Annotated in this window: 12 protein-coding genes; 5 read left to right on the top strand and 7 right to left on the bottom strand. The window is 46.8% G+C overall.

Annotated elements, in window-relative coordinates; translation table 11 throughout:
* Positions 1-102: 102 nt before the first annotated feature.
* Positions 103-438, top strand: a complete 336-nt coding sequence (rbfA, locus tag BN3912_RS10825) for a 30S ribosome-binding factor RbfA (RefSeq protein ID WP_004368991.1) — start codon at positions 103-105, stop codon at positions 436-438.
* 45 nt (positions 439-483) lie between these two features.
* A complete protein-coding gene (locus tag BN3912_RS10820; protein ID WP_023983989.1) occupies positions 484-1,716 on the top strand; it encodes an FtsX-like permease family protein in 1,233 nt (410 codons plus the stop codon).
* A gap of 173 nt (positions 1,717-1,889) precedes the next feature.
* Here BN3912_RS10820 and BN3912_RS10815 read toward each other — a convergent pair whose 3' ends face one another.
* From BN3912_RS10815 to BN3912_RS10790, 6 genes are all read right to left on the bottom strand, one after another.
* Positions 1,890-2,906: a M28 family peptidase gene (locus BN3912_RS10815; RefSeq protein ID WP_036859342.1), complete on the bottom strand. Its 1,017-nt coding sequence runs from the start codon at positions 2,904-2,906 to the stop codon at positions 1,890-1,892.
* A 61-nt stretch (positions 2,907-2,967) separates the two neighbouring features.
* A complete protein-coding gene (locus BN3912_RS10810) occupies positions 2,968-4,725 on the bottom strand; it encodes a membrane dipeptidase (RefSeq protein ID WP_023983991.1) in 1,758 nt (585 codons plus the stop codon).
* Positions 4,725-5,189: an Lrp/AsnC family transcriptional regulator gene (locus BN3912_RS10805; RefSeq protein WP_004368997.1), complete on the bottom strand. Its 465-nt coding sequence runs from the start codon at positions 5,187-5,189 to the stop codon at positions 4,725-4,727. Before BN3912_RS10805 ends, BN3912_RS10810 begins: the two co-directional genes overlap by 1 nt.
* A 210-nt stretch (positions 5,190-5,399) precedes the next feature.
* A complete protein-coding gene (locus tag BN3912_RS10800; protein ID WP_195906781.1) occupies positions 5,400-6,353 on the bottom strand; it encodes a BamJ family beta-barrel-assembly machinery protein in 954 nt (317 codons plus the stop codon).
* A 92-nt stretch (positions 6,354-6,445) separates the two neighbouring features.
* A complete protein-coding gene (locus BN3912_RS10795) occupies positions 6,446-7,318 on the bottom strand; it encodes a BamJ family beta-barrel-assembly machinery protein (RefSeq protein WP_004369000.1) in 873 nt (290 codons plus the stop codon).
* 72 nt (positions 7,319-7,390) lie between these two features.
* Positions 7,391-7,996, bottom strand: a complete 606-nt coding sequence (locus BN3912_RS10790) for a BamJ family beta-barrel-assembly machinery protein (RefSeq protein ID WP_023983994.1) — start codon at positions 7,994-7,996, stop codon at positions 7,391-7,393.
* A gap of 391 nt (positions 7,997-8,387) precedes the next feature.
* Between BN3912_RS10790 and BN3912_RS10785 the strand changes: the two genes are divergently transcribed.
* From BN3912_RS10785 to BN3912_RS10775, 3 genes are all read left to right on the top strand, one after another.
* Positions 8,388-9,101 (top strand): SIR2 family NAD-dependent protein deacylase, encoded by a 714-nt coding sequence (locus BN3912_RS10785; RefSeq protein ID WP_023983996.1) that lies wholly within the window; start codon positions 8,388-8,390, stop codon positions 9,099-9,101.
* An 11-nt stretch (positions 9,102-9,112) separates the two neighbouring features.
* On the top strand, positions 9,113-9,607 hold the full coding sequence (locus BN3912_RS10780; protein WP_023983997.1) for a GNAT family N-acetyltransferase: 495 nt from the start codon (positions 9,113-9,115) through the stop codon (positions 9,605-9,607).
* 164 nt (positions 9,608-9,771) lie between these two features.
* Positions 9,772-10,125 carry a DUF1893 domain-containing protein gene (locus tag BN3912_RS10775; protein WP_023983998.1) on the top strand — a complete coding sequence of 118 codons (354 nt, stop codon included), beginning with the start codon at positions 9,772-9,774 and terminating at the stop codon, positions 10,123-10,125.
* A gap of 209 nt (positions 10,126-10,334) precedes the next feature.
* Here the strand turns inward: BN3912_RS10775 and BN3912_RS10770 are convergent, their stop codons facing one another.
* Positions 10,335-12,050, bottom strand: coding sequence for a Na/Pi cotransporter family protein (locus BN3912_RS10770; protein ID WP_023983999.1), 1,716 nt, complete (start codon positions 12,048-12,050; stop codon positions 10,335-10,337).
* Between the last annotated feature and the right edge of the window lie 6 nt (positions 12,051-12,056).

Here is a 12,056-nt window from a genome sequence, read left to right as displayed (position 1 = left end):
CCTTATGTCTGTCGGGCACAGACCTAAGAAATAAGCTACTTAAAAGGTACTTTTATGAATAAAATCACTACCTTTGCATAAAATAAAAACAACCGTCCGATTATGCAAGAAACAAGACAGAACCGCATAGCAAGACTCCTGCAAAAGGAATTGAGCCTTATTTTTCAGAGTCAAACCCGCATGATGCACGGCGTTATGATATCGGTAACGCGCGCACGGGTGTCGCCCGATTTGAGTATATGCACGGCATATTTAAGCATTTTCCCGTCGGAAAAGAGCGACGAGATAATTCATAATATCACCAAAAACGAAAAGACTATACGCTACGAGCTGGGCACACGTGTGCATAACCAGTTGCGTATTATCCCGGAACTCCGCTTTTTCATCGACGACAGCCTCGACTATATCGAACGTATAGACGAGCTGTTAAAGAAGTAAGAACCGCCTGTCGAGACATCTATCCTGCCGCATATCCCCAAAGAAATGAACTTCCCGTTATTCGTAGCACGCCGCTATCTCTTTTCTAAAAAGAGCACAAACGCCATCAACATCATTTCGATTATCTCTGTAATCGGTGTTGCCGTGGCCACTATGGCACTTGTTATCGTGCTGAGTGTGTTTAATGGATTTTCGGATCTCGTGGCCTCTTTCCTCACTAACTTCGATCCCCAACTAAAGATTGTGTCCGTACAAGGTAAGACTGTTCCGACCGACGATCCCGTTCTTGAGCGTATCAAGCACTTCGAGGCCGTAGCCGTAGCTACAGAATGCATGGAAGATCAGGCACTCGCCACATATCAGGATAAGCAGCAGATGGTTACGGTGATGGGCGTAGACGATAATTTTTCAGAACTTACCCACATTAAGGAAATACTCTATGGCGATGGAGAATTCGAATTGCATGCCGCCAACTTGCAGTACGGAGTGATAGGTGTACGCTTGGCACAGCTGTTGGGCACCGGCGCCAGATGGCAGGGTTATATAAAGGTATATGCACCGAAACGCAACGGTCAGTTAGACTTGTCGAACCCTTACGACGGCTTCACGGTAGACTCGCTCTTATCGCCCGGCGTGGTTTTTGCCGTAAACCAAGCCAAATACGACAAAGATCATATCATCACATCGCTGGCGTTTGCCCGTAATCTCTTCGGTCAACAGGGCCGGATATCATCGCTTGAACTGCGGCTGAAAGCCGGGGCCGACTTCGACAGAGCCAAGAAGCAACTGCAACAGATAGCCGGAACAAAGTATAGAGTTCTTGACAGATTCGAGCAACAGGCAGATACTTTTCGCATCATGCAGATAGAGAAAATCATTGCCTATATATTCCTCACGTTTATCCTTGTCGTGGCATGTTTCAACATTGTAGGCTCGCTCTCCATGCTCATTATCGACAAGAAAGACGACGTAGTTACGCTGCGTAATCTCGGTGCCAACGATAAACAAATCACCAAGATCTTCCTTTTCGAGGGCCGGATGATATCTGTAATCGGAGCAGTCATCGGCATCGGCATCGGTCTGTTGCTCTGTTGGCTGCAGCAAACCTACGGCATCGTGGCCTTGGGCAGTAGCAGCGGCAACTTCGTAGTGAATGCCTATCCCGTGAGTGTGCACTATTCAGACGTGCTGGTTATCCTTTTTACGGTCGTTGCCGTGGGGTGGATGGCCGTTTGGTACCCCGTCCGTTATTTCAGTCGGCGCCTTCTGACCGACTGAAACAGACAAAACACCCGTTTTACACCATAGTTCTATGCCGGTTAGGAGTATCGCCTGCCGGGCATAGACCGGCTTCCCACCCATCATAGAACCCATATCTGACGATGCTGCCCCTGCAGGGAACAACATTATCCCTACAGGGGCAGCACTGGTACGCCACGCTGTTACGTGCGCTACTTCGCTTCGCTGTAAATCACTTGCACCATCACTTGGCCTACTGCTTTCAGCGTATTCTTGTCGATATAATCCATGTTATCGTTAATAGTGTGCCATGTGGGGCCGAACGAACTCTGCGAACAGTCGGGATAGAACGGAATAATGTCGATGGTGGGTATCTTTGCAACCTCGTTGACAGGCACATGATCATCGGTTATCATGCCCCCCTCTTGCTTCGGAAAGTAACTCCCGTAACCGATAGCCTCGGCAGCTAACCACACTTTATCGACAATTGCGGGGGCAAACTGGCGCGAACCACTCTCTTGAAAGAACCGTGCACCTTGGCCGCCTACCATGTCTAACAATATTCCGTAGCGTGCTTCGTAGCCTTGGGGCAGGTTGGCAGCCCAATATTGTGCACCGAGTGCCCAGCTTTTCTCGTCATCCTGCAGGCCGCTCCAGCGCGGTGTACCCCAGTCTTCTGCATCGAAACACACGAAATCAACGCCTATGTTGAGCCGCTTGTAGGCATGTATAACGCGTGCAAGTTCCAACATAACGGCCACACCACTGGCACCATCGTTCGCTGCAAGTATGGGATGTCGCCAGTTGGTACTGTCTGGATCATTGTCGGCCCATGGACGCGAGTCCCAATGAGCACACAAAAGAATGCGTGTGGTAGACTGGGGATTGTAGGAAGCCATTATGTTTGTGCTCTTCAGAAGGGTGCCGTCGTAGCCTTTCAAGTCCACTTTCTGCGTGTTTACCGTACATCCGTATTGCTTAAACTTGGCAATTATCCACTCCGCACAGCGCTCATGTCCGGATGAATTCATATCTCTTGGGCCGAAATCACACTGCGCTTTCGTAAACAGATACGCCGAATCGGCGTTGAACACAGGTCCTACGGGTTTCATGAGCATTGTATTTTCTTCGGTTTTCGCTTTGGTATCATTGCCATGCAGATACACCCCAATGCCGATACCTACGGCCAATAATGGTATAATCCCCATCACGATATGTTTTAGTTTCATTCTTATAATTATTATGGAAAGAACACGTGTCGCCCTTTCCGCTTGGTCTTATTGTCGTTGTTTATTTCTTGTGGCTCTGCACAAGGGCCATCACGCGCAGCCAGTTGCCGCCCCATATCTTCGCTATGTCGTGCTCGTTGTAGCGACGCTTCAGTAAGGCGATAGTAAAATTTATCAGCTCCGAGGAGTCTGCAAGGCCCTTGATACCGCCGTCTCCATCGAAGTCGGTGCCGATACCCACATGGTCTATGCCCATTACGTCGATGGCATGTTCCAAATGGGCGATAGCATCGAGGATGGTAGCCTCTCCGTTTTGCTTTAGAAAACCGGCATACAAAGTGGTATGGGCAACGCCTCCTTTGGCGGCAAGTGCACGCATTTGGTCGTCTGTAAGGTTGCGCGGAACGTCGCAAAGCGCCTTACAGTTGCTATGACTGAACACTATAGGCGTGCTACTTATATCAAGTGCGTCGTAAAAACTCTTCTCCCCGCCGTGACTGAGGTCTACCATAATGCCGCAATCGTTCATCTCTTGGATCACTTTTTCGCCGAACGGCGACACTCCATTATGGGTATTGCAGCCACGGGCGCTATCGCAAATATCGTTATCTCCATTGTGGCAAAGTGTTATATATGTCACCCCGCGCTGCGCAAAGTGCTTCACGTTGGCGATATCGCGCCCTATGGCCAAGCCGTTCTCTATGCCTAAGACAATCGATTTGTATCCCTTACGCTTGTTTTCGTACAGGTCGGCAGGCGTGCGCGCCATACTTAAATAACTTGCATTGGCTTTTACGATGGCTTCTATCTTGTCGAAAATAAGATTGGCATACTCCGTAGGGCCAGTAACAGCAAAGTCTACCTTACTCGAAAAGCTTTCTTCCGGCTTTGGTTGCGGCAGATATGCCACCATGGTTACCGCATCTTGACGCCCATCCGTCATCTTATGCAGGTCTACAAGTATGCGTTCATCGCGATGATCGAACCGAATACCCATAGGAAAGAACATGGGTGTGTCGCAATGAGCATCGAGGGTAAGCACACGTCTGTGCACTTCTTTTGCCTTATAGAATAGGTCTGCTTGCGCTACCAACCATTCGAACAGCTTCAATCCGTCGCTTTCGAGCCACTCGGGATGCCACTGTACGCCCATTATAGGTTTATACTCGCAACTTTCCATGGCTTCTATAATACCATCAGGTGCCGTTGCCGTTATCCGGAAATGGACTCCTGTCTCCTTTACAGCCTGATGATGAAATGAGTTGACGAATATTCTATCGGCGCCATATACCTTATATAATATAGAGTCTTCCGCAATATGAATAGAATGGGTAGGCTCGTTACGCGCGGCATCCTGACTGTGTTTCAACACATCAGGTATGCTGTTGATGTCTTGCATCACCTTTCCGTCGAGGGCAAAAGCCAATGTTTGCATGCCACGGCATATGCCTAATATCGGTATTTGGCGGTTGTAAGCCAGACGGGTAATCAGTAATTCGGGCAAATCACGCATGGCATTCACCGAATGAAGTTGCGGCGAAGGCTCGTCGTTACCCCATAGAGGGTTGATATCCGCACCGCCCGTGAGCAACAAGCCGTCTATATGTTCGAGCGTATTGATGATAACGTCCTTATCGGCTACGGGAGGTATGACCAGCGGAACGCCTCCTGCTTCGACTATCTGCCTATAATAACAGTCGCGAAGTGTAAGGTCGCCGTTCTCATAATTACCGGTTATGCCTATGATTGCACGGTGTTCAGCCTCGGGAAAAGATGAGTATATGCCGTTCAGATGCTCCTGCAAATCGAAGATTTCCATTACCCTTCTATATTTATGGGTATCTCTCGTTTGATACTCTGCTCAAGGGAAATGAGTGTCTCTGTGGAGACTACTCCAGCTATACTCTGCAACTTATTATTGAGCAAGTCCATTAATTGCTCGTTATCCCGTGCATACAACTTCACTAACATGGTATAAGGACCGGTCGTGAAGTGGCATTCGATCACTTCGGGGATATTGATAACCCGCTCTACAACCTCTTTGTACATGCTTCCTCGCTCGAGGTTAAGTCCCACATAAGTACAAGTAGAGTAGCCCAGACTCTTAGGGTTGATGTCGAATCCGCTACCTACGATTACCCCATTGTCTATCAAATGCTGCACTCTTTGGTGTATCGCAGCCCGCGAAACGCCACATTCGGCAGCCACATCCTTAAAAGGTATGCGTGCATTCTTGGATAAAATACTCAGTATTTTCCTATCAAGATTATCGATCTTCTCCATCTTTATGTTCCATTTATTAATTATCTGCTGATAGCAAAAGTAGATAAAATAAATGATACAAGCAACGCTTTGCGCTGAAAAATATTATTTTTTGCACAAAATGACATCACACCTACGGTTTAACGATATGTTTCTTACCAAAAAGGGGAACATGCTCTATTGCAGCATATTCCCCTTTTTATAAAGTATATATGATATATCCGTGGCAGCTTATTTTTTCTTTCGAGCCGGTTTCTTCGGAGATACGGCAGGCTTGGAAGACTCGGCCGATGCCTGCGGTTTATCCACACTCACCAGTTCCACAGTAAAGATAAGCGTCGAATACGGCTTGATTTGCCCTGCCTGACGTGCTCCATAAGCCAATTCTTGCGGGATATAAAGCTCCCACTTGCTGCCTGCAGGCATCATAGTAAGGGCTTCTGTCCATCCTTTTATTACCTGATCACAACGGAATTTCGCCGTCTGCGGATTACGTTTATACGAACTATCGAACACATTACCATCGATCGTCTTGCCTTCATATTTCACGGTAACGCTGTCGAACGACTGCGGTGTCTCGCCCGTACCTTGCGTAATCACCTTGTATTGTAAACCTGAAGCGGTAGTCTTTACACCCTCTTTCTTGGCATTTGCGGCAAGCCATGCCTTATTTTCATCAAGATAAGCCTTGTTTTTCTGCTTGAATGTTTCCTCTTTTATTTCTTTACAAAAGGTTTCAGCGGTACTCATAGTATAATGAGCAGTATCGTTCAGCACGCCTGCCACAAAGCCCTTTTCGAAGAGTTTGCTATCGATAGAATCCTTAGAGCCCTCGAACATGCTCTTTACCTGCGGCAAAATTCTCTTCTTCACCATGTCTGCAATCTGGATACCAGCACTGTATGCCGTATAATGAAGGTCATCGTTTTTGCCCATAGCTTCCTCAAATCCTTTCACAAAGTCGGCTATGTAAGTTGAGTCTACACCGTATTGCTGCCGGATATACGGCAGAAGTCCGTTGGTATTTGACATACCGGAAGCATAACTGAGCGAATCTGAAAGCGTAGCAAGTACCAAAGCTGTTGGCGCCGGCTGCTGCTTTTTGTCTTTCTTGTTACCGGCCGAAACGGTGGTAAACATTGCACTTGCTACCATGACAAGTGCCATCAAAAAAATCTTTTTCATTGCATTAAGTTTATAAAAAGGTAGAGATTGCATTCGTAATCCCTACCTTTATTATTATTGTATCGTGCGAGCATGCAGCCCGCCATGTACGATTACTCAATACCGAGCAACTCTATTTTAAACACAAGTGCAGAGAACGGCTTTATATCATTGCCCTGCTCACGCTCTCCGTAAGCCAGTTCTTGCGGGATATACACTTCCCATACCGAACCTACAGGCATATGAACGAGTGCTTCCGTCCAGCCTTTGATTACCTGATTTGCACGCAATGAAACAGGCTCCTTGCGCTTGTAAGAGCTGTCGAACACCTTGCCATCGATGGTACGTCCCTCATAGTTTACCTTTACCATAGAGGTATCTTTCGGCATGGGGCCGTTTCCTTCCTTAATCACCTTGTACTGTACGCCCGACGGAAGTGTCTTTACGCCTTCTTTCTTCTTGTTTTGAGCAAGGAATTTCTCACCTGCTTCCTTGTTCGGACCGTACTGCTTCATCATGTTGTTGGCACGTATCTTGGTAATCATGGTATTGGCCGTTTGCTGTGCCTGCTGTACATCCATGATGCCCTTCTTACCTGTAGTTCCGGTAATAAAGCCTGCCATGAAGTTTTTAAGGGATATAGACTTGGTAGAGTCGTTACCGAAAACCTCCTGATTGATGCCTTTTACCATCTGATTACTAATCTGCTGACCGATTTGGATGCCTGCATAATAAGCGGCTTTCCCCTTGTCATCGCCGGCATTAGCGCCATCGTTAAGGCCTTTGATGAACTGTTCCATATAGGTAGTATCGATACCCATACGTCCTACAAGATACTCCTTGAGGCCTTGCGACTGCGTCATACCCATGGCATAGCTCATTGTATCAACATCGGTCTTCAGGTCTGCTTTCGGTGTCGAGTTGCCGCAAGCGGAAAATACTGCTGCAACAATAGCCATAGCGGCTACGAATGTAAGTTTTTTCATTGTTGTTTTATAAAATAATTTAAGTTTTCTAAGTTCTGTTTGATTGGGAGTTGTGGGGAATAAACCGTGGCATTACAGCACCTTGATGAGTTCTACATCGAAGATGAGCGCTGCAAACGGAGGAATAGAAGAGCCTGCCCCGCGCTCTCCGTAACCAAGAGTATAAGGAATAAAGAAGCGATATTTGGCACCTTCTTTCATAAGCTGCAGACCTTCGGTCCACCCTGCAATCACCTGATTCAGCGGGAACGTTGCCGGTTCACCGCGCTGTATGCTGCTGTCGAAAAGCGTTCCATCGACCAACATTCCCTCATAATGGCACTTTACTTGGTCGGTAGATTTGGGACTCTTGCCGTTTCCTTCTTTCAAAACCAGATATTGTAATCCGCTCGGAAGGGTAATAACGCCCTCTTTCTTGGCGTTTTCAGCAAGATAATTCTCACCTTTTTCCTTAGCTGCTTTGCCCTTTTCAGCGGCAACAGAGCGTTGCTTTTCTTCCTGTTTACGGAAGAAGTCTTGCACAATGGCGTGCGCTTCGTTCTCGTCGACCTGAAGACCTGTGCCCGCCATAACGTCCTTAATGGCCTGTGCAAAGTCGTCTATATTCAGATTAGCCGCACCCATTTGACTGAGTTGACGGCCTATGCCGATGCCCAAAGCGTAGCTTACTTTGTCCATAAATATCGTTTTTATTTTATTATTAATTATAATCTTGTTTTAAGATATGCAAAGTTACACATTTTTTCCATATACACGTTATTAGCATTTAAATTTAACAGACTTATGATTATTTAAACACTTATGAGCCGTATATGCACTGTTTTTCACCGGTATAACGACTTTTACGACAAGCAGACGGTACTTCTGCCGCCCGCAGACATACTGCCTAACAACCACAGACGCATTGCCTAAGCAAGTTAAACGGCACGTTTATCGGCGGCACTTTATTTTTCTTTGTCTGCAACCGCTACGTTTCAGAAAAAACAGTTATATTTGCGATATGAATAACTGATGCCATCATAGCGAACCGAGCATACGGTCTGCGATGGCGAGACAACATATAATCGATATGAAGAAATTGGTTTTTCTTACGGGAGCAGGCATGTCTGTGGAGAGTGGTTTTAAAACCTTTCGCGGCAATGACGGCCTTTGGGAGAATTATCCCGTAGAACAAGTGGCATCGCACGAAGGGTGGGAGGCCGATCCTACATTGGTGACGAACTTCTACAACATGCTTAGAAAGAAGTTGTATGCCGCACAACCCAACGACGGGCATAGGCTGATTAAGGATTTGGAGCGCGATTTCGATGTAACGGTGATTACGCAGAACGTAGACAACCTGCACGAGAGAGCCGGCTCTTCGCACGTAATTCACCTGCACGGCGAACTGTCTAAGGTGTGTTCAAGCCGCGATCCGTACGACCGGAAGTACATCACGGAACTGGCGGAAAGCCATGCAGAGGTGACACCCGGCACGCTTGCCGGCGACGGTTCGCTGCTGCGCCCGTTCATTGTGTTCTTCGGAGAGGCCGTACCCATGATAGAACCCGCTGCCGAAGAGGCTGCAAAGGCCGATATTTTCGTCATCGTAGGCACGTCACTCAACGTATATCCGGCCGCCGGACTGGTGAGGTACGTCCGCGCGGGGGTGCCTGTTTATTTGATAGATCCCGATACGACGATGCAAAACACGGCACAGGGTATTACTCATATCTGCAAAGGAGCTTCGGAAGGCATGCGGGAATTGGCGAATAGATTGCGAAACGGTGCAGAAAGACAATAAACAAACGACACATGGACATAAGAGAAGCTACGCTTGCAGACTGCCGGCTGATACACGACATGGCATGGGAAACGTTCCCGAACACGTATAAAAACATTCTTACCAAGGAGCAGATCGACTACATGATGGAATGGATGTACTCTGTAGACAGTCTGAAAAAGCAGATGACAGAGGAGAGGCACACTTATCTGTTGGCTTTCGAGGGCGGCACATGTGCAGGCTATGTGTCGGTTCAACCGCAGGGTTACCACATGTATCACCTGCAAAAAATCTACGTGATGCCCGCATTTCAAAAAGGCGGATATGGCAAACAGTTATTCTGTGCGGCTATCCGTTGGATTAAGAAAGTACATCCGTCGCCTTGTAAAATGGAACTTAATGTGAACAGGCATAACCCCGCGCTGGGTTTCTATGAGCATTTGGGGATGAAAAAGGTACGCAAGGGCGACTTCGATATAGGCAACGGCTACTTCATGAACGACTATATTATGGCGATGGAGATATAAAATATTTCGCGCATAAAGAACAACATTCGGATTTATTTCCTATCTTTGTAGAAGATAGGTGGCATCTCTGCAAATTGAAGCGAGCTTCTTTGCACTCGGTTTGCACTATCTTTGTAGAAAATAGAAAAACGTTACTACTATCCGAAATATAAAATATAGGAGGAATGCTTATGATGAACGAACTGATCGACACACTGCACACGGAACAATGTTCGTTGGTGCTGTTGCATGAAGGCAATGTACATAAGTTCAACGGGCGCGGAGCAAGAACGCTCTACAACCTGCTTACAGAAGCGCCGGAAGCCCTTCTAAACTCTAAACTTGCTGCAAAAGCTGCCGGTAGAACGGCCGCTAAAATGATGGTAAACGGCGGTGTATGCGAAGTATATGCCGATGTAATCAGCGAACAAGCATTCTCTACGCTCAAAAATGCAGGCATTAAGGTTGCTTTCGACCGTAAGGTAGACCATGCGGTCTTTATCGATATCTGGAAGAAAATGGGCGAAATTACGGACTGACCGCTATGTCTGCAGCAGGTAGAAGCCGCTCCTGTCGTGCTTCATGCCATGGATAAGCGGCTTCGTTATCGGCATGAAAACAAGATGAATATGCCGCGTTTTTTCGGAAAACATTCATAACGCCCCAAATGCTTTTACAATATACGGCAATCGGGCTCATGTCTTGATCGACATGAACCCGATTGTTATTAAGTACGAATGGTGTGTGTTCAAGCCTCTCTCTGGCGTGTTCCCATGCGTGCCTCTACGACATTGACCACGTAATCGCCGAGTTTTTCGCACTCTTGAATAATATCCATGTACATTGTACCGATAGCATAGGTGTACTCATGGTTATTAACATCGTTGATGTTCTGACTCTTGAGCTGATTACGATAGTTGTTTATCTCATTCTCAATATTGAACGAGCGGTTGGCATCCAGATCTTCTTTGCGGCCAAGGAATAGCATCTGCATTTGGCTGAGCGCATCGTCGGTAAGCTCGAACATCTGGTGTAAGTGCTCGTATTGGCGTTCTGTAAAGTCTTCCTTGCCGTTCAACTTGCGTTTCAGCGTGCGCGCAATGTTGTAACAGCTGTCGCCTATGCTCTCTATTTCGGAAATTTCGCGCAACATAGCACGTATCTTCGCCTTGGTTTCATCACTTAAATGGGCGTCGCTTACCTGATCTAAGTATTTTGCAATCTCTATCTCCATGTTATCGCTGATGCCTTCGTACTTCTCGATACGTGTAAATATCTTTACGAAACTGCTCTCGTCTTTGGTACCGAGCAGCTCTCTAACCATACCGAACATACGATGTATGCGCTCGGCAAAAGAGGTTATCTCTTTCTGCGCCTCGAGCACAGAAAGCTCCGGTGTCTTCATAATGCCGGCTTGAATAAAATGCAGGCGGAACTCCTCTTCGTCTTCTTTCTTGCCAGGTTTAATCACCCAGCATGCTACACGCTCTATCTGAGGAATGAACCAAATAAGAATACCCGTGTTGAAAATATTGAAACAGGTATGAAAGGTTGCCAGAATGAGCGGCAGCTTTACCGAAAGATCATGGCGCGAGAGATGGGAAGCCTCGGGATCGTAGCCCACGATATGACACACACCATGCACAAAGGGATAGAATATACACAGAACCCAGATTACTCCGAAAATATTGAAAAGAAAATGCGCAAATGCCGTTCGCCGCGCTTGCGTGTTAGAACCCAGAGCGGCAAGATTGGCCGTAAGCGTTGTTCCGATATTCTCTCCCATCACCAGCGCAATACCCAAATAAACAGGTAAAACACCGGTAGAGCAAAGCAAAATCGTAATCGCCATAACTGCTGCTGACGATTGCACAATACATGTAATAACTGTGCCTATCACAAGGAAGATGATAATAGAAAAATAGCTGTTCACATCAAACGAACTGAAGAAACCGATAACCTCCTTATTGTTCTGCAAATCAAGTGACTTCCCCGTATCGCTCAACAACACCAGTGAGAAAAACAGGAACGCTATACCAAAAAGGAAATCGCCTTTATAGCGGTGGCGGCGAGAATATATTAACACGATACCTACTAAAAAGGCGGGAAAAACAAAGTTGGTGAGATCCATCGAATAGCCCAGAGACATAATCCAAGCTGTAAGCGTTGTTCCGATATTCGCGCCCATAATAACCGAAATCGCTTGTGCCAACGTTAGCAAACCCGCATTAACAAAAGAAACCGTCATCACTGTAGTGGCCGTAGACGATTGCACCGCACAAGTTACAAACATACCCGTTAGCATACCCGTAAACCGATTCGTAGTCATCGCGCCCAAAACATGCCGCAACTGCGAACCTGCCATCTTCTGAAGGGCCTCGCTCATAATTTTCATTCCGTAAATGAGCAATGCCAAAGAGCCTGCTATCCTAAAAAAAAAGATTAAATAATCACCTGTTTCCATAAATTA

This window comes from Prevotella phocaeensis, from assembly GCF_900065875.1.
GTDB classification, from domain to species: Bacteria; Bacteroidota; Bacteroidia; order Bacteroidales; family Bacteroidaceae; genus Prevotella; species Prevotella phocaeensis.
Note: the sequence above shows the minus strand (reverse complement) of the source record. Positions and strands in the feature narration are given on the sequence as shown.

Coding starts and splice junctions, on each gene's coding strand:
- BN3912_RS10800 (WP_195906781.1), bottom strand. CDS start 6,353: ATGAAAAAGATTTTTTTGATGGCACTTGTCATGGTAGCAAGTGCAATG.
- BN3912_RS10790 (WP_023983994.1), bottom strand. CDS start 7,996: ATGGACAAAGTAAGCTACGCTTTGGGCATCGGCATAGGCCGTCAACTC.
- BN3912_RS10780 (WP_023983997.1), top strand. CDS start 9,113: ATGGACATAAGAGAAGCTACGCTTGCAGACTGCCGGCTGATACACGAC.
- BN3912_RS10815 (WP_036859342.1), bottom strand. CDS start 2,906: ATGAAACTAAAACATATCGTGATGGGGATTATACCATTATTGGCCGTA.
- BN3912_RS10805 (WP_004368997.1), bottom strand. CDS start 5,189: ATGGAGAAGATCGATAATCTTGATAGGAAAATACTGAGTATTTTATCC.
- rbfA (WP_004368991.1), top strand. CDS start 103: ATGCAAGAAACAAGACAGAACCGCATAGCAAGACTCCTGCAAAAGGAA.
- BN3912_RS10795 (WP_004369000.1), bottom strand. CDS start 7,318: ATGAAAAAACTTACATTCGTAGCCGCTATGGCTATTGTTGCAGCAGTA.
- BN3912_RS10820 (WP_023983989.1), top strand. CDS start 484: ATGAACTTCCCGTTATTCGTAGCACGCCGCTATCTCTTTTCTAAAAAG.
- BN3912_RS10770 (WP_023983999.1), bottom strand. CDS start 12,050: ATGGAAACAGGTGATTATTTAATCTTTTTTTTTAGGATAGCAGGCTCT.
- BN3912_RS10785 (WP_023983996.1), top strand. CDS start 8,388: ATGAAGAAATTGGTTTTTCTTACGGGAGCAGGCATGTCTGTGGAGAGT.
- BN3912_RS10775 (WP_023983998.1), top strand. CDS start 9,772: ATGCTTATGATGAACGAACTGATCGACACACTGCACACGGAACAATGT.
- BN3912_RS10810 (WP_023983991.1), bottom strand. CDS start 4,725: ATGGAAATCTTCGATTTGCAGGAGCATCTGAACGGCATATACTCATCT.